Annotated in this window: 13 protein-coding genes, 1 tRNA gene and 1 pseudogene; 9 read left to right on the forward strand and 6 right to left on the reverse strand. The window is 34.3% G+C overall.

Annotated features, from left to right (window positions below):
- Positions 1-4: 4 nt before the first annotated feature.
- A complete protein-coding gene (porU, locus tag G7A72_RS11385) occupies positions 5-3841 on the reverse strand; it encodes a type IX secretion system sortase PorU (RefSeq protein ID WP_165152567.1) in 3837 nt (1278 codons plus the stop codon).
- Positions 3842-4055: 214 nt separating this feature from the next.
- Between porU and gldJ the strand changes: the two genes are divergently transcribed.
- Both gldJ and murF read left to right on the forward strand, forming a co-directional pair.
- Entirely contained in the window at positions 4056-5750 is a 1695-nt protein-coding gene (gldJ, locus tag G7A72_RS11390) for a gliding motility lipoprotein GldJ (protein ID WP_113667168.1), read from the forward strand.
- A gap of 65 nt (positions 5751-5815) precedes the next feature.
- Positions 5816-7102 (forward strand): UDP-N-acetylmuramoyl-tripeptide--D-alanyl-D-alanine ligase, encoded by a 1287-nt coding sequence (gene murF, locus G7A72_RS11395; protein WP_165152568.1) that lies wholly within the window; start codon positions 5816-5818, stop codon positions 7100-7102.
- A 64-nt stretch (positions 7103-7166) separates the two neighbouring features.
- On the opposite strand, the gene G7A72_RS11400 is transcribed toward murF, so the two are convergent.
- Positions 7167-10037, reverse strand: coding sequence for a triple tyrosine motif-containing protein (locus G7A72_RS11400; protein ID WP_165152569.1), 2871 nt, complete (start codon positions 10035-10037; stop codon positions 7167-7169).
- A 349-nt stretch (positions 10038-10386) separates the two neighbouring features.
- Here G7A72_RS11400 and G7A72_RS11405 point away from each other — a divergent pair, with 349 nt between their 5' ends.
- From G7A72_RS11405 to G7A72_RS11430, 6 genes and pseudogenes are all read left to right on the forward strand, one after another.
- The gene (locus G7A72_RS11405; RefSeq protein WP_165152570.1) at positions 10387-13497 is read left to right on the forward strand and encodes a TonB-dependent receptor; all 3111 of its coding nucleotides are present in this window, start codon (positions 10387-10389) and stop codon (positions 13495-13497) included.
- A 14-nt stretch (positions 13498-13511) separates the two neighbouring features.
- Positions 13512-15020 carry a RagB/SusD family nutrient uptake outer membrane protein gene (locus G7A72_RS11410; RefSeq protein WP_165152571.1) on the forward strand — a complete coding sequence of 503 codons (1509 nt, stop codon included), beginning with the start codon at positions 13512-13514 and terminating at the stop codon, positions 15018-15020.
- Positions 15021-15507: 487 nt separating this feature from the next.
- Positions 15508-16271, forward strand: a pseudogene (locus G7A72_RS11415) (endonuclease/exonuclease/phosphatase family protein).
- Between the two features lie 3 nt (positions 16272-16274).
- Positions 16275-17738, forward strand: a complete 1464-nt coding sequence (locus G7A72_RS11420) for a glycoside hydrolase family 30 beta sandwich domain-containing protein (RefSeq protein WP_241258505.1) — start codon at positions 16275-16277, stop codon at positions 17736-17738.
- Between the two features lie 28 nt (positions 17739-17766).
- A complete protein-coding gene (locus G7A72_RS11425; RefSeq protein WP_165152572.1) occupies positions 17767-19224 on the forward strand; it encodes a glycoside hydrolase family 30 beta sandwich domain-containing protein in 1458 nt (485 codons plus the stop codon).
- A gap of 30 nt (positions 19225-19254) precedes the next feature.
- Positions 19255-20994: a cellulase family glycosylhydrolase gene (locus G7A72_RS11430; protein ID WP_165152573.1), complete on the forward strand. Its 1740-nt coding sequence runs from the start codon at positions 19255-19257 to the stop codon at positions 20992-20994.
- A 279-nt stretch (positions 20995-21273) separates the two neighbouring features.
- Here the strand turns inward: G7A72_RS11430 and G7A72_RS11435 are convergent, their stop codons facing one another.
- On the reverse strand, positions 21274-23604 hold the full coding sequence (locus tag G7A72_RS11435) for a glycoside hydrolase family 3 C-terminal domain-containing protein (protein ID WP_206531505.1): 2331 nt from the start codon (positions 23602-23604) through the stop codon (positions 21274-21276).
- A 327-nt stretch (positions 23605-23931) separates the two neighbouring features.
- On the opposite strand from G7A72_RS11435, the gene G7A72_RS11440 reads away from it, so the two are divergent.
- Positions 23932-24687 carry an NUDIX hydrolase gene (locus G7A72_RS11440; RefSeq protein ID WP_165152574.1) on the forward strand — a complete coding sequence of 252 codons (756 nt, stop codon included), beginning with the start codon at positions 23932-23934 and terminating at the stop codon, positions 24685-24687.
- Positions 24688-24720: 33 nt separating this feature from the next.
- Here G7A72_RS11440 and G7A72_RS11445 read toward each other — a convergent pair whose 3' ends face one another.
- From G7A72_RS11445 to G7A72_RS11455, 3 genes are all read right to left on the reverse strand, one after another.
- A complete protein-coding gene (locus tag G7A72_RS11445; protein ID WP_165152575.1) occupies positions 24721-24882 on the reverse strand; it encodes a hypothetical protein in 162 nt (53 codons plus the stop codon).
- A 50-nt stretch (positions 24883-24932) separates the two neighbouring features.
- A tRNA-Val gene (locus G7A72_RS11450) sits at positions 24933-25007 on the reverse strand.
- 86 nt (positions 25008-25093) lie between these two features.
- Positions 25094-26314 carry a folylpolyglutamate synthase/dihydrofolate synthase family protein gene (locus G7A72_RS11455; protein WP_165152576.1) on the reverse strand — a complete coding sequence of 407 codons (1221 nt, stop codon included), beginning with the start codon at positions 26312-26314 and terminating at the stop codon, positions 25094-25096.
- Positions 26315-26443: the final 129 nt, after the last annotated feature.

The following is a 26443-nucleotide window of genomic DNA, read 5'->3' on the forward strand; positions in this document are numbered from 1 at the left end:
AATATTAAAGGATTACAAGTTTTTCAAACTTTTCAGATTTCTTATTGGTTGAGCTTGATTTTACTGTGAGTTTATACACGTAGACTCCTTTTCCTATTCGGTCACCAAAATCGTCTTTGCCGTCCCAAGTTATTTCTTTAGATAAAAATCCTTCGGTGGTGATAATTTGATTTTTTGTCCAAACAATTTTCCCCGTTATTGTCATAACTTGAACCTGAACTTCGAGCGGCTCATACGGTCTGTTGTGTGTAAACCAAAACTCAGTATAATTTACGAACGGATTAGGATAGTTCAACACATGTGTCAATGTTATTGTTTCATCGCCTACTACGATAAATTGTATTTCCGCTGTAATTGGATTGTTGTATACATCCCATGCTTTGAATGTTATAGTGTGTAATCCGGGAGCTAAATTGCGCAACGGAAATCGCAGTGTTCCACTAGTAAAATCATCCAGATTGGTTTGATAATAATCATTTAAAACAAAAGGGTTGCTTACATCTCCATCTAAAACAGCAACGATATCATGACCTATTCCGCTGGCTGTATTAATTCCGTTTTCATCTTCAAGATGCGCGACCAAAAAGGGAGATTCATTAGTTGTTCCACCAGAAACAAAAGTCTCATCGTTCATATATAACTTAACTCTTGGACTAATATTGTCTGCTATAGCGTTTTCATTTATTCCGCCTATTTTTATACTAGAATCATACCCTGTTTCGTTTTGTAATACTTCATTTTTTTTGGAATAAAAACTTATTCTTCCGTTTGCCAATGGAACTCTGATGTCTCTTGGCACAACAAAACTAAATTCAAATTGTCCATTATTCACGGATGCATTTCCCCTGAATATGGTTTCCCCTAAAACATTGAAATTAATAGGAGGACTATTTCCGTCATTATTATAGGTAACTCTTGAGACTGTTTTGTCAAAAATAGTGGTAGAAACTTCTCCGTTGTAATTTGTCAATGGATTGTTGTTTTCATCCGTAACTTCTCCTGTAAGTTTCATTTTTGCCAATGATTTGAAGTCATCTATGGTTTGGGTGACGGATATGTCATTCACTTTTGTCAACCTGATTTTTGGTTTGGCTACCGCGAGCATTATGGCTGGATCGCCAATGTAAAAAACAATATTGGTGGCTGAATTTGGATTGCTGTTTTTAGAAATTCTCAGCGCTTCTGCGATTGATGTGTATTGGTTTGAACCGTATGATAGTAAGTTTTTTGTCAAAGCATCGTTGAAATTTTCGGCGCTAAACTGACCAATAGAACGTATTGTGGTAATCATGGCAATTGCTCCGCCTTTTGGATTCCAATAGGTGTATTCGCCTGCAGTTGGCCTAAACGGATTGTCGAACCTAGAGAATTCGCATGTAATAGTTATGAATAAAGGATATTTGAATTGATTGCTCAAGTTTTGTCCGTCTGATTTTTCCCAAATTCTCTCAGCTGATAAACCGTCTTCGCCACCATGTCCCAAATAATTAAATACTAAAGCCCCTTTTTCGAAAGCATTAAAAAAATCTGTTCTCGCTTTTGGATATCTGGAACCTCCCGCTGAGGCTTCTTGAGCATAAGAGTCTAATAAAATTTTATTCACATTCAAGAAAGGTTTCTCTAAAGCTATTGTATTCGCAAGGCTATTTTGTCTGTTTTGCAAACTGGCATCTGCAGGTATATCAGAATCATCAGAAACAAGTACAAAGTTATTTCTCCAGTTGCCGTAGGATTTTAAATCATGGTATTCAATAACTTTGTTGACCATTTCGTCAGCCTGTTTAGTGTCATTGACAAGCATTCTTCCTACAGCAATGTCGATTCCGCCGAAAAAAGAAGTAACATTTCCTTCCGATGGGTCCATTAATCCAAAAAAATCATCGGATGCAAAAGAAGATTCTCCGGTTGTGTTGCTGTTTAAAGAATGGTAAATAGGAACAACATTCGTATTGTTTATGATTCGGTTTTTGAAATCGTAAGAAGCATCTCCAAAAAGATTGATGAATTTTAGTCTTTTATCTAGCGCCGAAGCATTTTCATAAATGTATTTAATGCAGTTTCTTATGGCGGCAACATCTTGTTTTCCTGAAGAAAATTCTTGATAGATCAATTCTAATGGAATTACTTTTACATTTAAATTAGAATATGTACGATGAAAACGGGCTAGTTTTTCCGCGTGTGAAATTAGAAACGAGGGTGAAATAATTACATAATCAATATCTTGAAACTGACCTTGACTGTTTTTAAAAAGTGAGCCTTTTAAGTTTTGATTCGCGATTTTTGATTTGTTGTCTTTTAATGGTGTGTAATAATCAGCTGCATCAATTGCGATATATTTTCTCAGTTCGCCCAAATTTGCTTTGAAACTTAGGGAACTTTGACGCGTATTTTCGATTTTGCTAATATTATAAATATCGGTAACATCCCAAATTTGAGAAATCTCAGTCGCGTTTGAAATTTCGTAATTTACAACTCCAAGATTTGAAACGGATTGATCATATTGAAAATGAAATTGTTTTCCGTAGCCTATAAGTTTTCTTTTGGCGGTAAGCCTAATGTTATCTAGAAAACCTTTGGAACCTGGAACGCCATTATTGTTGTATTTTAATTTTATTTTGATGTTTTCTGTCCCGTTGAAAGTAGTGTTGTTTGGCAAAAAAGCAACGATAAACTCGGTTCCTGAATTGCTGCTTAATGCAGGGAATGAAATGGTTCCTGCCGCATTTCCGTTTGCTGTTACATTGAAAGAGGTTGAAGTAAAAGCGGCTGAGGCTGCTGTAAGCATGATTTTCACAGGAACTGAACTGTCAAGATTTGGAAAAACAAAATCAAATTCCTGCTCATCCTTAACATCAAATGATTCACCAAACCATTGACGACCCAAACGGGCAATATTGACAAGATCCTGTTCGTGGAATTGATATTCGTCAAATGAAGTTAGAGTTAAAGTGCTGTTTCCTGCAGGCTGTGCTAAAGGAGCAATTCTTTTTCCATCAGCGCCTTCTGCAGTAATATAGTAATAGGATTTTTTGTCATACAAATTTAAATGCGTTCTGCTTTCTTGATTCCAAGTGTCAACTCCTTCGCCATAAAAAAGGATATAATCTTCATTGTTAAAAACGCCGTCACTTTCACCGTTGATTTGAATGGCATTTTCAATTAAGTCATTCGGATAATAAATATTGTTTGACAATGGTAGCATTCGACCACCATTTCCGTAAATCTTTATTTTTCTTGGATCAACAGCATTAATGTCAATTCCCAGTTGTTGCAGAAAACTTTTAGATATTTTATACACTCCCGATTTTTCGACATAAAATTGAAACCAATTGCCAGTTGCTAAGACAGAATTTGAAATGGTATTTACAGTTTTTCCAGATTGCTGGATTCTAGAGGTATTATTGCTATTGCCAACTTCATACGAAAAGGATTTGATTCGTTTGAATCCAAAATCATCCTTGATTATAGGTGAAAGTGATATGAAAGCCTCTCTTATGTCTCTTGAAGTAGAAATGGTTATCGAAGGATTTATAATTTTCGGTATATTTTCGGAGGCTAAATCGCCTAGATCCAAAAGTGTAATATTTTCAAAAATTACATTAGTAATTTGAATTTTACTATCGTCAAAATATGGCGTATCTTTTAATATAACGGTGTAAGTGATGTTTTTTTTGGAAGCATCATAATGAAAACTATTACCTGAAAATTTGGGTATATTAATGGTGAAATTACCATATGACATTTCTTTTGTGCCCAACCATTCGATTACAACATCCTCTTTTATTTGAGAAAATGAAAAAAAAGGTAGTAATGTCCAATATAACAGAAATGTTTTTCTCATTGTTTTGTAAATCTCGGTGCAACTTAAGGAATAATTATTAAGTAAAAATAAATCATTTAACGTTATTATAAATAATAAATATTATAAATTTGCGTTCTGATTTATACAAATATAAAATGGAATTGAGTTATAATTATTTATTAAAAAAAGGACGTTGCAGATTAAATCATAATTATTATATTGCGGCTTCAAAAATTATTACCTACTAAAGAGTATGAAAGTAAAGAAAATTATGGTCGTACGATTGATTTTATCAATTATATTGATTGTCGGTTTGGCTAGTTGCAGTAAAAAATCTAGCTCCAAAAATTCATCAAGAGCAACAGGTTGGAACGTTGATGGTAAAAAAGCAGGTTCGGGTAATAAGAAGCAAGAAGCAGGGCCTGGTTTGGTTTTTGTAGAAGGTGGAACTTTTACAATGGGAAAAGTGCAGGATGATGTAATGCATGATTGGAATAATGCGCCAACTCAGCAACATGTTCAGTCGTTTTACATGGATGAAACTGAAGTAACTAATTTTATGTATTTAGAATATTTAGATTGGTTGAAAATGGTTTTTCCGCCTAGTGAAGAAAATTATAAAAACATATACGAAGGTGCTTCGCCTGACACTTTAGTTTGGAGAAATAGATTAGGTTATAATGAAACTATGACTAATAATTACTTGAGACATCCTTCTTATGCAGAATATCCTGTTGTAGGTGTGAATTGGATTCAAGCAGTTGAATTTAGTAAATGGAGAACTGATCGTGTAAACGAAGCAGTTTTAGAAAAAAATGGGTATCTCAAAAAGAATGCTAAAAACACAGAAGTTAGTGCAGAAAGCTCTTTTAGTACAGAGACCTATTTAAAGTCTCCTACAAGCACTTTTGGAGGTAATGAAGAAATTGTATTAAAAGGTGGGAGAGGTTCCAAAAAAGCTAAATCTCCAAAAGCTGATAAAGACGGTAAAATTACGGAAGAAAAAAATGTTTATGCACAAAGATCTTCTGGGATTGTTTTACCAGAATATAGACTTCCAACAGAGGCTGAATGGGAATATGCAGCTGCTGCAGATGTAGGTCAAAGAGAGTATAATTCATATAAAGGTCAAAAAAAATACCCTTGGTCTGGTGGGTATACTCGCTCTGGAAAAAGACAAAATAAAGGGAATCAGTTAGCGAATTTTAAGCAAGGAAATGGTGATTACGGTGGAATTGCAGGTTGGTCTGATGATGGTGCCGATATAACTAATGAAGTAAAAAAATATGCAGCAAATGATTTTGGATTGTATGATATGGCTGGAAACGTTGCTGAATGGGTTGCGGATGTATACAGACCTATTGTAGACAATGAAGCAAATGATTTTAATTATTTTAGAGGGAATCTATATACTAAAAATAAAATTGGTGCAGATGGTAAAATTGAAATTGTCACTAAAGATAATATTCAGTATGATACTTTAAGTAATGGTAGAATTATTGCTAGGAACTTACCAGGAGAGATTGCACAAGTTCCAGTAGATGAGCAAGAAACTTATTTGAGACAAAATTTCGATAAAAGTAATAACATCAATTATAGGGATGGAGACAAGCAGTCTAGTAAATATTATAATTTTGGAGGTTCCGACTCTGATGATGAAAAATCAAAAATCGAAAAATCCATGTATAATTCTCCTAGACATAATGTTACAACAGACAGTTTAGGTAAAATGGTTCGGAAATATGATTCTTCAAATAAAAGGTCTACTTTGATTAATGATCAGGTTAGAGTTTATAAAGGTGGTTCATGGAGAGATAGAGCTTATTGGCTTGATCCTGCACAAAGAAGATATTTTCCTCAAGATATGGCTACGGATTATATCGGTTTTAGATGCGCAATGTCTAGAGTAGGGCCAAAAGCAGATAAGAAAAGATCGCCGAGAAATTAAATATTTAAGATATAATACAAAAAAAAAGCCCTTTGATTAGGGCTTTTTTTTTAAAATCGTTTAAAATGGATATTAATTACATTCATAGTTTATTTTTACAATGCAGCTCAGTTTCAATTGACACTCGTAAAATTGAGACAAACTCTTTATTTATAGCCATAAAAGGGGAGCGTTTTGATGCGAATACATTTGCGAAAGAGGCATTGGATAAAGGTGCTTCCTATGTGATAATTGATGACAAATCTTATTTTATTGACCAAAGAACGATTTTGGTTGAAGATAGTTTGATCTCACTGCAGGAATTGGCAAAATTCCATCGGGATTATCTAAAATTGCCTATAATTGCGCTTACGGGAAGCAACGGTAAAACGACCACTAAAGAACTTATTAATGTTGTGCTTTCGAAAAAATACAAAACTAAAGCAACCGTAGGAAACCTAAACAATCATATCGGGGTGCCGTTGACATTGCTTTCTTTTACTTCAGAAACTGAAATAGGGATAGTTGAAATGGGAGCTAATCACAAAAAAGAAATTGAATTTCTCTGTGAATTGGCAACGCCGGATTATGGGTATATTACTAATTTTGGCAAAGCTCATTTAGAAGGTTTTGGTGGTGTTGAGGGTGTGATTGAAGGCAAAAGCGAAATGTATAAATACCTTTCGGCAAATGATAAACTTGTCTTTATTAATTTGGAAGACCCAATTCAAGTAGAAAAGTCAAAGTTGCTAAAGTCATATTCTTTCGGTATTAACAAAACAAATGCTGATGTCAATATCACTTCGATCAAAGCGAATCCGTTTGTGACAATCGGCTATTCAGATTTGCTAATTCAATCTCATTTAATAGGGTTGTATAATGCGAATAACATTAACGCAGCTCTGACTATAGGGAAATATTTTGGAGTCACGGACAGTGAAATAAAAGATGCTTTAGAAAGTTATATTCCTGAAAACAACAGATCACAATTAGTGCAAAAAGGTTCAAATCAGTTTATTCTCGATGCTTATAATGCAAATCCCAGTAGTATGTCTGTAGCAATTGAGAACTTTCTGCAATTAGACAACGCTAATAAAGTTATGATTTTAGGAGATATGTTTGAGCTTGGTGACGAAAGTTTAAAAGAACATAAGGCAATTGTTGCCATGTTGTCAAAGTATGAAAATGTAAAGTGTTATTTTGTTGGATCCGCATTTTATGAAAGTAAAATTGAGAAGGATAATTTTGGGTTTTACAATACTTTTGAAAGTTTTTCAAATGATTTGTCTGACATGAAATTCGATAATAGTACTATTTTAATTAAAGGATCTCGTGGAATGGCGTTGGAGCGAACCTTGGAATTTATAGAGTAGTTAAGAAACAATTCAACCAGAAAAAATGCCATCACGATTTATTTTGATGGCATTTTTACTTCAATTAAATACTCATTAAAAATCCTATAAGATTTTCTTTTTTGTTTAACTCTAGTTTTTTTCTTAATCTATAGCGTGCTAATTCTACTCCGCCACTGGAAATATTCATGATTTCGGCAATTTCTTTGGTAGACATATTCATCAATAAATAAGTTGATAAATCCAGTTCTCGTGGAGATATTGTTGGATACTTTTCTTTTAGTCTTTTTAGGAAATCAAAATGGACATTTTTTATGTGTTTTTCTAAATCTTTCCAGCTTTTATCTGCATTCACCTCCTTTGTGATGCTTTTGTTTAGTTTTGTAAATTGGAATTTAGTGGAATCATCAAAGGATTCGACATTGATGTCTTTTAATTTATAGATTATACCGTTCAGGATTTTGTTTTTCTTTACTACTTGCAACGAGTTATTGACTAATTCTTTGTCTTTTGCTAGAATCTTAATTTGCAATTTGTCATTTTTCAATTTTTCAATTTCCTTCTCTAATTCGTATTGTTCCTGTCTTATTTTGGATTCTTTTTCCAGGTATAATCTTCGTTGTTCGATAGTTTCATAATATTTATTTTTTCGAATTTTCATTTTTATTCTGTTTCTAATAAAAAATATTGAAGCGACAATGATCAAAACGTAAAGTAAATAGGCTAAAAAATGCCTGTAAAATGGGGGAGAAACGGTAAAAGTAGCAAGAGCTTCTTCAGATTGGATTCCGTAACTGTTTCTAACCTTCAATTTCATAGTGTAATCGCCTTCTTTTAGATTAGTATATTCTTTTATAGGTACTGTGGACCAATTGCTCCATCCGTCATCAAAACCTTCCAGCTGATAGGAAAATTCTATATTTTCCAGATTTTCATAAGTCGGTGACGAGAAGGTGAATTTTACTTGATTTGATGCATATGGAATTTTAAGTTTTTCAATCTTGTTTTGTCCATTTCCTAAAAGTATAGTGTCTCCAGGATAGGAAAAACTGCGGATAAACGCTTTGGGTTTTGTAACTAGATAATTTGATAGTTTAGTATTATAATGTGCTAAACCGTCATTTAAACCTATGAATACGTTCTCAGGATTTATTGTATTTACAGATAAGTAATTATTAACCAAATTCCCCGTTAAATTTGAAAATGGAGTCAAGGTGTTTTTATATTTTCCATTCGGGGTTTTCATCAATACGCCTAATGATTCATTAAAAAGGTACCAAATGTTACCGTAATTATCCTCTGATAAGGAATAGATTTTTGGAATTTCCTTGAATAATGCGCTCATTTTTTTATCTTCAAAAAACAAGTCTTGTTCTTGGGAGTATTTATAAAAACGGTTTTTTGTCTGAAAGTAAATAGTATTTTTTATACGTTGGATACTTCCAATTCCTACAGCTGAATTTGATAAATTCTGGTGTATTTTAATTGATTTGAATTTTTTTAAATCTTCTGTAATTCTCATTTGATAGATTAATTCATCCTTTTTCAGCCATAAATTATTTTCATCTATTTCAAATGTATTGGCAGATTTATCAAAACCGTCAATTTGGTTTTTATATTCCAAGCTATTTGCTGTTTTTTCAAATACTGTGAAGCCGTTATAGGTTGAGCCGATAATATAATTTGGACGATTTGGAATTGTCTTAAACCCAAAATGGCCTTTATTATTTAAGGTTTTAACCACTTTTTCGCCCAGTATTAGTAACGCTCCTCTATTGTGGGCGCATATTAATTGGTCATCAATTACTTGGATGTTCCATGCTTGTCCAGTAGTTCCTTCGACAAGTGTGAATTTATTTTCTTTAATAGTGTTGTTCCAAGAATGATAGAAAAGTCCTTGATTCGTTGCCACATAAAGATTTCCTTTATAAATAACTGAGGCGTAAACGGTGCTTAAACCAAAACTAAATCCAAAATAGGTAAACGGAGAATTTTCATTTATAAAGGCAATTCCGTTGTCCAATCCCAGCCATAGATTGTTCTTATTGTCAATGAAAGAGGTAAGAACCGTGTTGTTTTGAAGTCCTTTTTGATGATTGATGTGTTGAATTATTTTGCCGTTTAAATCGCAAATAATAACACCGTCTAAAACAGAATTCAGCACGATGAACTTATCCTTTATTGTTACACCACCTAAAGAACTATTCTTTTTAATGAAAATATTAGCTTCCGTATTCCATGAAGTCATTTTTTCTCCGTCATATAAATACAATCCTTTGTCTAAAGTCGTAATGAGTATTTTATTTTCAGGCATAGGAAACATTCCCCAAATTTCGGTATTGTTTAATGTTGTTGAGCCTTTCAAAGGTTGCAATTGTCCGCTTTCATATTTCATTATGCCTTTAGAAACATCCTGAAAATAAAGTTGGTTTTTAATTTGAAATGAAAATTGGAATCTATCAGGTGCTTCGAGTAATTTGAGATTATTTTTGTTGAGAATATAGGCTCTTGCAAAAGACTGGAAAATGACGTCATCGCCTTCAAGGTGTATTTTCCAAATGAAGTCAATTGTTTTAATGTTTTCACGGTTTACCAATTTTGAAATGGAGAAATAAATTAGTTTTCCTTTTGAATCTGACTTAAAATAACCAAATTCATCGTAACCACCGACGAATATTTTCCCGGAGTTAGCAATTTTTAAACATCTAATAGCGGAAAAATTAGGCAAAGTGTATTTTCTCCAAGTCGAACCGTCAAATTGAAACAGGCCATTATTATTAGCAAAGTACATATTGCCATTTTTGTCTTGATCAATATTCCAGTTTTGGGTGCCTCCTTTGTAATCTCTTCTTTTGTAATTTCTGATTTCTGGTAGGCCAATATTTTTTATTTGGCCATAAGTAGCAAAAGAAGATAGAATCAGAAAAATTAGGATGTGAAGTTTAGAAAATTTCATGATTGGAGCCTGTATATATTGCGTTGATAATTGTTTGTAAAAGGATGATGTGTAGTATTTATAAATGCACAGCTATTGAGTTGTATTTTAATGAATTCTATAATTAAAGGACAATATTTGTTTATTTTATAAATGTAGTGGTTTTAATTTTAATTAACATTTAAATAACAATCATAAAAAATATTTAAACTGTTAATTAGCAATTATTTATATTTTATTTGATGTGTTTTTGTTAAGTAATAAAAAAGTGTTTGATGTGTTTTTGTAGTAAATAATTAAAATGAATTTAAAAAAAATAGCGCTACTATTGCTTTAAATTACTAATTAATTAACCAAAATTTTTAGAAATATGAAATTTACAAAACTGTTTGTTTTTTGTCTTTTATCTATTCTATTCTCAGTTTACACACAAGCACAAGATGTTACTGTAAGCGGAAAAGTATATGATGAAAACGGACTTCCAATTCCAGGAGTCTCTATTTTAATTGAAGGAACATCGAAAGCTGTAGCAACTGATTTTGATGGAAATTATCAAATTAGCACTGATGCTAAAGGTTCTTTGGAATTTAGCTATGTAGGATATACAACGATAAAAGAGCTAATTAGTGGAAGGACTAAAATTGATGTAACACTAAAGCCTTCAACAGAAAGTTTACAAGAAGTAGTAGTTGTTGGTTATGGAACTCAAAAGAAAAGTGTTGTAACAGGAGCTATTTCCAGTGTGAAAGCAAAGGATCTTGAGAAAGTTCCAAACGGACGAATTGAGCAAGCATTACAAGGAAGAGTTTCTGGTGTTACTATTGCTGCCAGTTCAGGTCAACCAGGTTCTGCATCTACAATACGTGTTAGGGGTGTAACCACTTTTGGCGAGGGCGGTAATAATCCTCTTTGGGTTGTTGATGGTGTTGTTGTTGACGGTGGCGGAATTGGATTCCTTAATCAATCTGATATCGAATCAATCGAAGTGTTGAAAGATGCTGCTTCTGCTGCAATTTACGGTACGCGTGCTGCGACAGGAGTAATTTTGGTAACAACCAAAAAAGGAAAATCAGGAAAAATTTCTGTTAACTACAATGGGTTTTCAGGTTTTTCTGCACCAGAAAAAACTTTAAATTTATTAAATGCAACTCAGTATGCTACTATCATGAACGAAAAGTCTGTTGCTGCAGGTGGAGTAGCGGTATTTCCTAATGTAGCTTCTTTAGGAGTTGGTACGGACTGGCAAAACGCAATTTTTAACAGCAGTGCTTTTCGTTATTCTCATGAGTTAAGTATTAGTGGAGGAAATGATGTTTCTAATTTTTATGCTTCTTTTGGACTTCAAGACCAAGAAGGGATTGTTTCTACAGAAATATCAAACTTTACTAAAAAGAATTTCCGTTTGAACTCTACTCATAAACTTTCTAAAGTTTTTACTTTTGGTCAAACGCTTGGTTTTTCAAGACAAAAATCAATTGGAATAGGGAATACTAATAGTGAATTTGGTGGACCATTAAGTTCTGCTATCAACTTAGATCCAACTACTCCTTTAGTAGAAACTGATCCTGCAAAAGCTAATGGCGCTCCTTACAGTTCAAATCCTGTGATTCGTGACGGAAATGGAAATCCTTATGGAATTTCAAGTTTAGTAGGTCAAGAAATGACAAATCCTTTGGCGTATGCCAAAACTAGATTAGGAAGTTATAGTACTGCTGATGATATCGTAGGAAATACTTATTTAGAAGCAGCTATTACCAAACACATTAAAGTAAGATCAACTCTTGGAGCAAAATTGTCTACATGGGGTGGACAGGGATTTACGCCAGTGTTCTACTTGAGTGCCACATCAAATGTGCTTAAAAATAACTTAAGTAAAAATGAAAATAAGAGTTTTGCATGGAATATTGAAAATATATTGACTTACAATAACCAGTTTGGGAATCATAATGTTACCGTTTTATTAGGTCAAGGTTCTTACGTAGATAATATCGGTGGAGGTCTTGGTGCGACATTGTTTGGTTTGCCAGTGACTAATTACCGTGAAGCGTCTTTCAATTTTGATATTCCGCAATCCGACAGAAGTAGTTATACATATGATGCTACAGAACATAAACTGACTTCTTTATTTTCACGTGTGAATTATGATTTCAAAGAGAAATATTTGTTTACAGGAATTATTCGTCGCGATGGTTCAAGTCGTTTTGGAGGGAATAATAAATTCGGAGTATTTCCATCGTTTAATTTAGGTTGGGTTTTGACCAAAGAAGATTTTTGGAAAGAAAGCAAAGTCCTGAATACATTTAAGATTAGAGGTGGTTACGGAATTGTAGGAAATGATGCTATTCCCGATTTTAGATATCTTTCGTTAGTGGAGGGCGGTTACAATTATTCTTTTGGCAATACTGGAGCCATAACTACAGGATATGCAAATCTTACTCTTGATAATCCAGATTTAAGATGGGAAGAAACCTCCCAGGCGAATGTAGGATTTGAATCGAAATTTTTTAATGATATCAGTCTGACGGTCGATTTATATAAAAAATCAACCAAAGGAATTTTACGTCCAATAAATATTCCGGGTTATGTGGGAGTTACTGCAAGTCCAATTGGGAATGTGGCCGACATGGACAATAAAGGGATTGAGGTTGAATTAGGGTACAAAAAGAACTTTGGAGATCTTAATTTTTCTGTAAATGGAAATGTTGCTTACTTAGAAAATAAAGTTACGTATGTAGCTGCTGATGCTGATTTTATTGCTGGTGACGCTTCTTTTCAATCAATGGGACAAGTGACAAGAACACAAGTTGGGCAGTCCTATAACTCATTTTACGGTTTTAAAACAGCCGGAATTTTTCAAAATCAAGCTGAAATTGCAGCCTACACAAATGCTTCGGGTGGTTTAATTCAACCTAATGCACGTCCGGGAGATTTCCGTTGGGTAGATACAAATGGGAATGGTTCGATTGGTGATGATGATAAACAATTCTTGGGGACTAATATTCCAAAATACACTTTTGGTTTAACCTTAAATTTTGATTATAAAAACTTCGATTTCATGGTCTTTTCACAAGGTGCAGCAGGAAATAAAATTTTCCAGGGCTTACGCCGATTGGATGTAGGAAATGCAAATTATCAAACAAGTGCATTGAACAGATGGACAGGCGAAGGGACTTCAAATGATTACCCAAGACTTACTAACAATGACACCAATAGCAATTTTGGAAGAATGTCTGATTTCTATCTTGAAAAAGGAGATTATTTGAGATTAAAATTGGTTCAATTAGGATATTCATTACCGGTAAGTTCTGTGAGTAAAATAGGAGCAAGCAAAGTGCGTTTTTACGTAACGGCTGAAAATCTATTGACTATTACGAAATATTCAGGGTACGATCCAGAGATTGGTGGAGGAGTTTTTGGAATAGATAAAGGAATTTACCCTCAAGCAAGAACATTTATGCTTGGAGCTAACGTACAATTTTAATACAATCAACAATTATGAAAACGATACAATTCAAATATTTATTTATTGCAGTTGCAATGGTTTCCCTAAGTTCTTGCACTGAGGAATTTGTGGAAGTAAAACCTGAAGGTTCTTTTCTTTCAGAAAATTATTATGCAAATCAAGATCAGGCTACAGCCGCTCTTGTGGGAGTTTATGATCCAATCAGAAAAAATTCTAGTGGTTTTGAAAACATGATTTCGATGATGAATTCTGGTTCAGATGATCATTTTGCTGGTGGCGGTGGTCCAACAGATGGAGCTGGAATCCAAGGTTTTTCAACTCATACACTCACGGCAACCATTATCCCGGGAAGTTTTTGGAACGATTATTATCAAGGTATTTTTAGAGCGAACACTTTATTGTTAAAATTACCCACTGTGGCTATGCCAGATGATGTTAAAGCACGATTTACCGCTGAGTCTAAAGCATTACGTGCAATATATTATTTCGATTTAGTGCGATTGTTCAAAAATGTGCCTTTACTATTAGATCCTTTGACGGCAACTAATATGTATAACGTTGAGCAAGCTGCTCCAGAAGCTGTTTATGCGCAAATTGAGAAGGATTTACTAGATGCAATCAATGTTTTGCCAACAACAGTTTCTGCGGAGACTGAATCTGGCCGACTTACTAAAGGCGCTGCGCAAGCCATGTTAGGTAAAGTGTATTTGTTTCAAAGTAAAAAAACAGAAGCAGCAGCTATTTTGGCTCAGGTAAATGGAACTCCGGGAGCTACAAATCAATATGGAAATAAACTTCTAAGTAATTTTAATGACTTATGGGTAGTATCTAATAAATTCAACACGGAATCTCTTATCGAAGTTTCTCACACTAGTGCTGGAAATTCGGACTGGGGTTTTTGGGGATCCGGAAGAGACGAAGGGAATTCCTTGAACGTTATGGTTGGACCAAGAAGTTATTCAAGACCGGCAGGTTCTACAGCGCCTGATTTGCCATCAGGATGGTGTTTTAGTATTGTTACTCAAGATTTGTATGATGCCATAAAAGGGGATCCAAGATTTGGCGCTACTATTTTTGACCTTAAAGCATTAAAAGCAGCTGGAAAAGCAGACTATATTGGTGGATATCAAGATACAGGTTATTTTTTAAACAAATTTCTTCCACGTAAAGAAGATGTTCGTACCGGTGGAGGAGCAGCAGAATTAAATTATAAGCAAAATACATATATTCTTAGATTGGCCGATTCTTATTTGATGGAGGCCGAAGCTTTAGGTTCAGGAGCCAGAGCGCAAGCTTTACTGGATGCAGTGAGAGCCAGAGTTGGTTTGCCTTCTATTCCCGTTACGCTTGCAGCCATTAAAAATGAAAGAAGAATGGAACTTGCCGGCGAAGGTCACCGATTTTTTGATTTGGTGCGTTGGGGTGATGCAGCTTCTAAATTAACAAACAGAGGTTTTGATGCAGGTGTTGATGAAATTTTTCCAATTCCTGAAAGAGAATTACAAGGAACCAAATTGAAACAAAATCCAGGTTACAATTAATTCAAATAGAATGTACGTTTCCATTCAATAGAAACTCTGAATGCAACAAAAAATAGTAAATGTAAGCTCAGAACGCATTCCTGTTCTGAGCTTTATTTAGTATTCCAGTTCCTTTAATTAAAGTTCAAAAAAATAAATTTGTAGTTCTCAAAACGCAGTGTTAAAGAATTTTTATTTTTTATTCAATTAAATAATTAGGAGTTAGAATAGAATTATTGTTCTCTTTTGCTAATTTTAGTAGTATTTACAAAAGGTGTCAAACAACCGATTAACAAGTATTCAAATGGATAATTGGGATTCTTAACACTAAATAATATGGTTTTTGTTTAGTTAGGTCTTCATTGAGAGCTTCTATTTGTAAGTTGGATAGAAGCTCAGATGGAGAATATTAATTTTAAATAGCATTATGAATCAGGTAAAAAAAATAATTGTTTCGGTAGTTTTTCTGCTAACGGGATTTTTTTCTAATGCGCAAACATTGAAAGTGATGACCTATAACATTCGCTTAGATGTAGACAGTGATGGAACTAATGCTTGGCCTTTTAGGAAAGAGTATTTCTCTTCTCAAATTCAGTTCTATAATCCTGATGTTTTTGGAATCCAAGAAGCAAAACCCAATCAGGTTATTGATATTTCAAAAGCACTTTTAGAATACAATAATGTTGGTATAGGAAGAGACGGAATTGGGCAGGGAGAATCATCTAATATTTTTTATAAAAAAGAAAGATTTACGGTCAAAGAAAGCAATACATTCTGGCTTTCTGAAACGCCAAATACAATTTCAAAAGGTTGGGATGCTGCCCTAAATAGAGTTTGTACGTACGCGCTATTCAAAGATTTAAAGACAAAACAACTCTTTTGGGTTTTTAATACCCATTTGGACCACATTGGGGAACAAGCCAGAACAAAAGGAATTGAATTAATTCTTTCGAAAATAAAGGAACTAAACACAAAAAAATATCCTGTAATTCTGATGGGTGTTTTAACTCAGAACCGCAAGACGACAGAATACTACTGCTTAAAAAGGCAATGGATGATACCAGAGCGGTTTCGATAGAAAAACCTTTTGGGCCTTCAGGAACATTTAACAATTTTAAACACAACAAACCCGTAACTAAATTGATTGACTATATTTTTATTTCGAAGAATAGCATTTTTAAAGTAAAAAAATATGCAGTTTTAAGCGATTCAAAAGACTTGAAATATCCATCCGATCATTTACCGGTTTATGTTGAAATAAACTTGAAATAAATTATGAACACTATAAAAAACACTATGAAGTTTTTAGTTGTACTAACCCTTACCTTGCTTATGTCAAAATGTTCTCCATCAGGAGATACTGTTGATCCGGCTCCAACGCCAACACCAAATCCGCCAGCAGCAGTTACCAATGAAATGGATTTTTGGTTGACTAAAGGCAATCAAAGTGTAACACTTCAAAAGCAAACGTCGGTTTTAGCGTTTGGAACCACGGTAAATAACTACGCAAATATTGAGGTTGATGATGCAAAAACGTTTCAGACAATTGATGGTTTCGGATATACTTTAACAGGAGGAAGCGCTCAGGTTATCAATCAGTTAAATGCGCAAAAGCGACAAGAATTATTAAAAGAATTGTTTGGTTCCGATGCTAATTCAATTACCATTAGTTATTTAAGAATCAGTATTGGCGCATCCGATTTGAATGCAACGCCATTTACATATGACGATTTACCAAGCGGACAAATAGATGTAAATCTGGACAATTTCAGTTTGGCACCAGATAAAACGGATTTGATTCCAATGCTAAAAGAAATTGTGGCAATCAATCCAAATATTAAAATTATGGCAACGCCATGGTCGCCACCAGTTTGGATGAAAGATAATAATGGTTTTATTGGCGGAAGCTTGAAACCGGAATATTATGCCGTTTATGCAAAATATTTTGTGAAGTATATCCAAACAATGAAAGCCGAAGGAATCACAATTGATGCCGTTACCCCTCAAAACGAACCGTTGCATCCGGGGAATAATCCAAGTATGTTGATGCTTGCATTGCAACAGGCTGAGTTTATAAAAAATCATTTAGGTCCAGCTTTTAAAGCGGCAAATTTGTCGACGAAAATTGTAGCATACGACCATAATTGCAACAAACCTGAATATCCTATTGCTGTGCTGAATGATCCAGGAGCAAATCCTTATGTTGACGGTTCTGCTTTTCATTTGTACGAAGGTGATATCAGTGCTTTGTCTACAGTTCATAATTCGTTCCCAAATAAAAATATCTATTTTACAGAGCAATACACGGCTTCTACAGGAAGTTTTGATGGGGATTTGAAATGGCATGTAAAAAATGTAATCATCGGTTCGATGCGAAATTGGAGCAGAACAGCATTAGAATGGAACTTAGCAAATAACGCTTCTTTTGGACCAAATACTCCCGGCGGTTGCACGACTTGCAAAGGCGCATTGACCATTAACAGCAGTGATAGTTTTACCAGAAATGTAGGGTATTATATCATTGCCCACGCCTCTAAATTTGTTCCAGCAGGATCCGTTAGAATTTCGAGTAACATTAGTGGTAATTTGAATTCTGTGGCTTTTAAATCACCTGGCGGGAAAAAAGTTTTAATTGTTGAAAATGATGGGAATACTTCCGAAATTTTTAATATTAAACAGAATGGAAAATGGATAACAACTTCACTGGAAGCAGGTTCAGTAGGAACATACATTTGGTAATAGAAAATAGTATAATAATACTTACATCATGAAAAGAATAACAACAATTGCTTTACTGGCTGTGACTTTTTTGGCTTTTGCACAGCAAAAAAATAAAACGGAACAACACTCTTTTTCTACTAAAGATAAAACGATTACCGTTTACACAACAGCAGAAAATACAAAGTTACGATTAACGCAAACTGATAAATTGAGTTTTAGTAGTTCAAAACAACCTTTGGAAACAGAGATTTCTGTTTTTGTGGAACCAACTAAAACATTCCAAAACTTTATGGGAATTGGCGGCGCAATCACGGATGCGAGTGCTGAGGTTTTTGCAAAATTGAGTAAAGGCAAACAGCAAGAATTACTAAACGCCTACTATGATAAAGAAAAAGGAATTGGCTATTCTTTATTGAGGACCACCATTCACAGTTCTGATTTTTCGAGTGGGAGTTACACGTATATCAAAGACGGAGACAAGGATTTAAAAACGTTCAACATTGATCACGACAGGCAATATCGCATTCCAATGCTTAAAGAAGCCATAAAAACGGCAGGCGGAAAATTATTGCTCTATGTTTCGCCATGGAGCCCTCCCGCTTTTATGAAAAGCAATGGTAGCATGCTAAAAGGTGGAACTTTACTTCCGGAATATTACCAGTCATGGGCAAATTATTACACGAAATTTATAAAAGCGTATGAGAAAGAAGGAATGCCAATTTGGGGGTTGACCGTTCAAAATGAACCTATGGCAACGCAAACTTGGGAATCCTGTGTATATTCTGCGGAAGCCGAAAGAGATTTTTTGAAGAATTTCCTTGGTCCAACAATGAAAAAAGAAGGTTTGGGAGATAAAAAAATTGTGGTTTGGGATCACAACCGTGATTTGATGAACCAAAGAGCCAATGTTATTTTCTCAGATCCCGAAGCTTCAAAATATGCTTGGGGAATGGGATTTCATTGGTACGAAACTTGGGCTGGAGGAGAGCCTATGTTTGATAATGTTCGAAAAGTACACGAAGCCTACCCATCTAAAAATTTATTGTTTACTGAAGGTTGTGTAGAAAAATTTGATGCAAAAAAATACCAATTTTGGGCAAACGGAGAACGATATGGAACTTCTATGATTAATGATTTTAATAATGGAACTGTGGGTTGGACCGATTGGAATATCCTTTTGGATCAAAATGGTGGGCCAAATCACGTAGGGAATTTTTGTTTTGCACCCATTCATGCAGATACTAATTCAGGAGAGTTAATTTATACGCCGTCGTATTATTATATTGGACATTTCTCAAAATTCATTCGACCAGATGCTAAAAGAGTTAGTACAGCGGTAAGCCGAAGCAGTTTGATAAGTACTTCATTCCTTAATAAAGACGGGAAAATGGTTACGGTAGTAATGAATCAAAGTGACAAAAGTGTGACGTATAATTTAATTATTGCTACTGAGAAAACAGTTGTTGAAATTCCAGCTCACGGGATTCAAACATTAGTGTATTAAATGTTAACCGTTTTATTTTAAACCAATTGTATGAAAAAAATAGTTTTAATAGTCTTTATTTCTTTTTCAATTGCCTCGTTGGGACAGGTTTTTTTGCATAGAAATGGGCAAGAAATTGTCGATGGTAACGGGAAAAATATTGTATTGCGCGGTTTGGGATTGGGCGGATGGATGGTTCAGGAAGGATATATGCTTCAAACGGGTTCGTTTGCAGGTCCGCAACATGTGATCAAACAAAAAATAACGGATTTAATTGATGCCAAGAACACCAAAGAATTTTATGATGCCTACAAAGCAAATGGAATAACTAAGAGAGATATAGATTCATTGGCGGCTTGGGGTTTCAACTCTGTTCGTTTACCGATGCATTACAATTTATATACATTACCTCTGGAACAAGAAGCGGTTTCTGGTCAGAATACTTGGCTAGAGGAAGGTTTCGAAATGACCGATGAGTTATTGAAATGGTGTGCTGCGAATAAAATATATTTAATTTTGGATTTACATGCAGCTCCGGGTGGACAGGGAAAAGATGCCAATATTTCTGATTATAATCCTGCAAAACCATCGCTTTGGGAAAGTACAGCCAACCAGGATAAAATGGTAGCACTCTGGGAAAAATTAGCAGAACGTTACAAAGATAATCCTTGGATTGGTGCGTATGATATTATCAATGAACCCAATTGGAATTTTACGGGAACGAACCAAAATGGTTGTGATGAAACCTCCAATGCGCCTTTACGAGCTTTACAAGTTAGAGTCACAAATGCCATTCGAGCCATCGATAAAACTCATTTAATTTTCATTGAAGGGAACTGTTGGGGGAATAATTACAACGGAATGTTTCCGCTTTGGGATGAAAATATGGCGTTGAGTTTTCATAAATATTGGAATCAAAACGATGTGGCTTCGATACAAAAAATGTTGGATTACAGAACGCAATACAATGTGCCAATTTGGTTGGGAGAAAGTGGAGAAAACTCTAATGTTTGGTTTAAGGAAGCCATTTCTTTGATGGAATCAAATAATATTGGTTGGGCTTTTTGGCCAATGAAAAAAATCGAGAATTTAGCGGGAGTTACTTCGGTTAAAAAAACGCCGGAATATGAGCAATTGTTGCAATATTGGAATAATAAAAGCGCTAAACCTTCGGTTGATTTTGGCAAAAAAGCATTGATGCAAATTGCCGAAAACTTCAAAATTGAAAATCTGACCATCAGATATGATGTGATTGATGCGATGTTCAGACAAATCCAAACTACGGAAACTAAGAAATATAAAAATCATGCGTTGCCAGGTAAAGTATTCGCATCCGAATATGATTTGGGACAAAACGGATACGCTTATTTGGATAAAGATATAGCGAATTATGACGGGACAAAGTTCACCAAATGGAACAAAGGTGGAATGATGCGAAATGATGGAGTTGATATTGAGTCTTGCAATGATACAATGACAAATGGATTTCAGGTTGGCTTTATTGAAGATGGTGAATGGTTGCAATACACGGTTGAGGTAAAAACCAAAACTAGTTTTGATATTGCTGTTCGTTATGCAAGTCAGGCTTCAGGCGGGAAACTGTATTTAGAAGATGGAAATGGTAGAATTTCTGAAACCATAACAATTCCATCTTCGGGAGGATATGATAAATGGAAAACGGCGACTTTAAAAAATGTGATTTTAAAACAGGGAATAAATAAAGTCAAAGTCCGTTTTGAAAAAGGGAATTTTAATTTGAATTTTTTAGAATTTAAAAAATCCAATAAATAAATCGAACGCAAAGATCTTTATAAGTAACTTTTTTTTGTGGTTTGACACCAAAGATTAGTAAGCATTAAAAAAACGCAGTCAACAATATTTAAAATATACTGTTGACTGCGTTTTTTTAAATAAAAAAGTATTGACTCATTATTTAGTTTCTAATAAACTACAAGTTATGCTGTTTATTTGGAGAATAAATTGGATTGAGGGAAATTAGCTGAAGACGCTCGCAAATGCTTCAAATACATTCTTTTTCAATACTTTTTTAACAACAATTAATAACAATCTTTAATTCTGGTTGACAGCTTTCAAAATACCATCCAGATTTTCTTCTGTAAATTTCCCTCCAGATAATAAAAGGAATTTATTAATTGGCATATCGGCTAACATTGCTTCTAAAAATGAAGCTGCTTTTTTCTCATCTTCTGTTTCTGGTTTTTTATTCGCACCAGTGAAACTTTGAACTAGTTGTTCATATATCGCTTTACTATTAGGAGAATTTTTGAATTCTTTAAATAATGATTCACGCGTCAGTACTATTTTTGCAGCTTTTGTAGATTCGATAGTTATGGTTTGTTTTAAAGGCAAATCACGAGAGGAACTTCCAATAAGGATGTCAAAGTTTCCAGATTTTATTGCCCAATCATGAGATTTTGAGTTAAAATAAGCAAAGTCACGTGAAGTCAATTGAAATGTAACTGTTTTTTCTTCTCCGGCTAGTAATGTTACTTTTTCAAAGTGTTTTAGTTCGTTTTCTGGTCTTGCCACTTCGCTTTCTTGTTCATGAACATACAGTTGAACGACTTCTTTACCCGCAATTTTACCTGTATTTTTTACTTTTACTGAGATTGTGATTGCATCGGAATCTTTAGCTGATGTAGTATTGGCTTTAATATCAGAATAAGAGAAAGAGGTGTAACTCAAACCGTATCCAAAAGGAAAGTTAGGCTCGATTTTCTTTTTGTCATAATAACGGTAGCCTATAAAAATCCCTTCACCATAATTGGCATTTCCGTCTCTGGAAGGGAAATCCATGGCAGTAGGAGTATCTTCCAAACGAGCAGGAAAAGTTTCAGATAATTTACCGGAAGGATTTACTTTTCCCGTTAAAACATCTGCGATTGCGCCACCACCGGCTTGACCACCAAGATACGCTTCAACGATTGCAGCAACATCATTTTTCCAAGGCATAGAAACAGCAGCGCCATTCATCAATACCACTACAATGTTTTTGTTAACTTTTGCTACTTCTGAAATCAATTTGTTGTGACCCGCAGGCAAGTCCATGTTATTTCTGTCAAAACCTTCTGATTCATAGCTGTCCGGTAAACCTGCAAAAACAATTACTAATTCTGAATTTTTTGCATGCTGAACTGCTTCAGCAATTTTAGCATCATCCGTTTCCCCTGCAGTATTGTAACCAGTTGAAAAAGAAAATTGAGTTCCTTTAGCCATTTTTTGTAATTCATTCAGTGCATTTACAATTTGTGTAGGTCTTACTTGTGAACTTCCGGCTCCTTGATAACGTGGGTTTTTTGCAAAATCACCAACAATAGCTATCTTTTTTAAAGCTGATTGCAACGGTAAAATCGCATTGTCGTTTTTCAATAAAACAATACATTCGCCACTTACTTGTCTAGCTAATTCATTGTGTTTTACTTTGTCTACAACAATTCCTTTTTTGTGGCTGTCTTTTGCTTTTAAAGTAATGGCAAGTAAATCAGTTACGATTTCATCCAATCTGGCTTCCGCCAAAGTTCCTTTTTTTACTGCTTCAACAATTTTTTTATCATTGAAACCGCCGCTTGCAGGCATTTCTAAATGCAATCCGGCACCAACTCCTAAAGCTCTTTCGTTTACTGCACCCCAATCAGAAACTACAAAACCTTGCAATCCCCATTTTTCTTTTAGCATTTGATTCAATAAATAAGAATTTTCAGAAGCATATGTTCCGTTAAGTTTATTGTAAGAACACATTACTGTCCAGGGCTGTGCTTCTTTTACTGCCATTTCAAAGGCAGGAAAATAGATTTCGTTCAAAGTACGTTCGTCAACATTAGAACTATTAGACATGCGTTCTGCTTCCTGACTGTTAGCTGCAAAGTGCTTCATGGAAGTTCCTACTCCTTGACTTTGAACTCCATTTATAAAACCGATAGCCATTTTTCCAGCTAATACTGGATCTTCAGAAAAATATTCGAAGTTTCTTCCTCCAAGAGGCGAACGCTTCATATTTACTCCAGGTCCTAATAGTATTTGAACATCGTTAGCTTGAGATTCAATTCCTAAGGCTTCACCCATTTTTTGTGCCAATGCTGGATTCCAAGAAGAAGCAAGGGCTGATGCTGTTGGAAAACAAGTGGAAGGAACACTATTGGTAAAGTCGAAACCTTCAGCTTTGCGTAAACCATGCGGTCCGTCAGTCATAAAAATAGAAGGAATGCCAAGTCGGGTAATTGCTTTTGTAGACCAAGCTGTTTCACCGGAACATAAAGAAGCTTTTTCTTCTAATGTCATTTGTGAAACTAATTTTTTTGCTTTTGCACGATAATCTACTTCTTGCGCATTCGATTGGGACGTGAATATAAGTCCGATAAGTATTAAAATTAATTTTTTCATGGTTATTTGTGGTTGTTTTTTGGTGACTATTTTTAATAAATAATATTGTGTGTTATTTTGACGCAATGTACATAAATTTATGATTGGCAATGCATTCGATTTAAAATTTCACAATTTTTTTTTGTTTATGGTTTTTTTAAGTGTTTTTTTGTAGAAATCTGTTTTCTTGTCAAATGGATTTGTTTCTTTGCTACATTATTTTTTGATTTAAACCAGAAGTAAGGATTGGCGCGTTTTCAAAATGAGGCGTTCTTTTATTTTCTTATAAAAAATGAATTAAATTGCGCCTTTCAAAAAGTATATATATTAATAAGTAGAATAAATCACATGTTAAAAACCATTTTAGATAATAAGGAAGATTATCAGCCGGGTTTGTCAATAGATTGTGTGATTTTCGGATTTCATGACAATCAACTTAAAGTTTTATTGATAAAAACAAAGTACAGCGATAAATGGGCTTTGCCAGGTGGTTTTGTGCCGGTAAACGAGGGTATTGATCAGGCAGCTGTCACTGTTTTGCATGGTAGAACAGGATTAAAAGGGATTTTTCTGAGGCAGTTTGCTACTTTTGGAGCAGCAAATAGATGCGATGTTGAAGTGAGCAATGGCGTTCTGAATTTTTATGGAATACCTTTAGACGAGGGGAAATGGTTTGCAAGCCGCTTTGTAACAGTTGGTTATTATGCCTTAGTCGATTTTTTAAAAACGGTTCCTCAGCCTGACGGTAAAAATGAAATTGTAGAGTGGATTGATCATAATGCGGTGCCAGAATTAGTTTTAGATCATAAGGAAATTTTAGACAAAGCACTAGAAACCCTTCGGAAGGAGTTGAATTTAATGCCGGTAGGCTATAATTTGCTGCCCGAAAAATTTACTATTCCGGAATTACAAAAATTATATGAAACCATTCTAGGCAGAAAACTAGACCGAAGAAATTTTTTACGTAAGATAATGGCAATAGGCATTTTAACAAAGCTGGACGAAAAGAAAAGTAATGTCGCACATAAAGCGCCAAATTTATATAGTTTCGATAAAGAAAAATATGAAGAAGTCGTTAAGAATGGATTGACTCAAGGTTGGTAATCTTAAAAATTAACATAAAAACTCCTTAAGAAATTAAGGAGTTTTTTGCGTGTCTTTTTTTTTCTTGTTTAGGTTGTCTAAACTTTTTGCATAACCTCCAACTTTTACTACTGATCCAATATTTGAACTTGATCCTAAACCAATATAATATCTATTTTTAATTCCGCTAAATAGGATGTAAGTAATGTGTTCCATAAAACTATAATACATAAAAAAAACTCCATTATTTCTAATGGAGTTTCTTGTGGGCGATGAGGGGTTCGAACCCCCGACCCCCTCGGTGTAAACGAGGTGCTCTGAACCAGCTGAGCTAATCGCCCTAAACAATTTGGTTACTTTCGTTTCCGTTATTGCGTGTGCAAATATACGACTAGAATTGGTATTTGCAAGTAAAAAAATAAAAAAATTATAAAATTTCTGCGACCACAAATGTACTTCCTCCAATGTATATAAAGTCAGTGATCTCTGCATTTTTTAGTGCTTTTTGGTAAGCTTCTGAAACAGAATTGTATACTTCTCCTTTTAGTTCAAAACTGGTAGCTTTTTGTTTTAAAATTAGAACATCAAGACCGCGAGGAATATTTGGTTTACAGAAATAATAAATTGCTTTTTTAGGGAATAAAGGCAGAATTTCATCTAAATCTTTGTCATTTACTACTCCCAAAACAACATGTAAAGTATCAAAATCTTCTTTCTGGATTTGTTTCAATACAATTTCCAGTCCATTTTTGTTGTGTGCAGTATCGCAAATAACTTTTGGAAATTCTCTTAATTGCTGCCATCTTCCTTGAAGTCCTGTATTTTTCATCACATTTAATAAACCTGATTTTATATTCTCTGGAGTGATTTTAAATTCATTCTGTTCGTTTAAAACTTTGACAGTTTGTAAAACAGTTTTTTTATTGTGGATTTGATAATTACCAATTAAATCAGAAGGATAGGTTTCTGAAATCAAATCAGCAGCAAAATAGATTTCCGAATTGCATTCTTTGGCTTTAACTAAAAAAACAGGTTTTGTTTCAGGAGTGTATTCGCCAATAATTATGGGAATATTTGGCTTTATAATTCCTGCTTTTTCAAATGCAATAGCTTCAAGCTTGTTGCCCAAAAATTGTGTATGATCCAATCCTATATTGGTAATCACCGAAACTAATGGAGTGATGATATTGGTGGCGTCCAATCTTCCTCCCATTCCCACTTCAATAACTGCGATGTCTACTTTTTCTTTGGCGAAATAATCGAAGGCTAAACCAACGGTCATTTCGAAAAAACTCATGTCATTGGACTCAAAAAAAGTTTTGTGTTCATTGATGAAATCAGTAACAAATTCTTCAGATATATCCTTTCCGTTAATTTTTATGCGTTCTCTAAAATCCTTTAAATGAGGAGAAGTGTACAATCCAACTTTATAACCCGCTTCTTGAAGTATGGATGCCAACATATGTGAAGTGGATCCTTTCCCGTTGGTTCCTCCAACATGAATACACTTTATTTTTTCTTGTGGATTATCAAGATGGGCTATAAGTAAATGCGTGTTGGTTAAATCTTTCTTATAAGCTGAAGCGCCCTGAAGTTGGTACATCGGGAGTTGGTTAAACATCCAATTTATGGTTTCCTGATAGTTCATTTTTGTAATAAAATAGTAGTTGTTTAAAATATTTTTCGTTTTTTTTAGTTTAATAGTACATCGAAAAGTATCTTTAGTGCAAAATTGAAATAATTTTTAGAATTAATGATTAAAATCCAATAATATTAT

This window comes from Flavobacterium sp. Sr18 (assembly GCF_011064265.1).
Taxonomy (GTDB): domain Bacteria; phylum Bacteroidota; class Bacteroidia; order Flavobacteriales; family Flavobacteriaceae; genus Flavobacterium; species Flavobacterium petrolei.

What these genes read in the sequence shown, in the direction of transcription:
- G7A72_RS11420 (WP_241258505.1), top strand. Translation starts at nt 16,275, where the DNA reads ATGAACACTATAAAAAACACTATGAAGTTTTTAGTTGTACTAACCCTT.
- G7A72_RS11445 (WP_165152575.1), bottom strand. Translation starts at nt 24,882, where the DNA reads ATGGAACACATTACTTACATCCTATTTAGCGGAATTAAAAATAGATAT.
- G7A72_RS11435 (WP_206531505.1), bottom strand. Translation starts at nt 23,604, where the DNA reads ATGAAAAAATTAATTTTAATACTTATCGGACTTATATTCACGTCCCAA.
- G7A72_RS11425 (WP_165152572.1), top strand. Translation starts at nt 17,767, where the DNA reads ATGAAAAGAATAACAACAATTGCTTTACTGGCTGTGACTTTTTTGGCT.
- gldJ (WP_113667168.1), top strand. Translation starts at nt 4,056, where the DNA reads ATGAAAGTAAAGAAAATTATGGTCGTACGATTGATTTTATCAATTATA.
- G7A72_RS11405 (WP_165152570.1), top strand. Translation starts at nt 10,387, where the DNA reads ATGAAATTTACAAAACTGTTTGTTTTTTGTCTTTTATCTATTCTATTC.
- porU (WP_165152567.1), bottom strand. Translation starts at nt 3,841, where the DNA reads ATGAGAAAAACATTTCTGTTATATTGGACATTACTACCTTTTTTTTCA.
- G7A72_RS11400 (WP_165152569.1), bottom strand. Translation starts at nt 10,037, where the DNA reads ATGAAATTTTCTAAACTTCACATCCTAATTTTTCTGATTCTATCTTCT.
- murF (WP_165152568.1), top strand. Translation starts at nt 5,816, where the DNA reads ATGGATATTAATTACATTCATAGTTTATTTTTACAATGCAGCTCAGTT.
- G7A72_RS11430 (WP_165152573.1), top strand. Translation starts at nt 19,255, where the DNA reads ATGAAAAAAATAGTTTTAATAGTCTTTATTTCTTTTTCAATTGCCTCG.
- G7A72_RS11440 (WP_165152574.1), top strand. Translation starts at nt 23,932, where the DNA reads ATGTTAAAAACCATTTTAGATAATAAGGAAGATTATCAGCCGGGTTTG.
- G7A72_RS11410 (WP_165152571.1), top strand. Translation starts at nt 13,512, where the DNA reads ATGAAAACGATACAATTCAAATATTTATTTATTGCAGTTGCAATGGTT.
- G7A72_RS11455 (WP_165152576.1), bottom strand. Translation starts at nt 26,314, where the DNA reads ATGAACTATCAGGAAACCATAAATTGGATGTTTAACCAACTCCCGATG.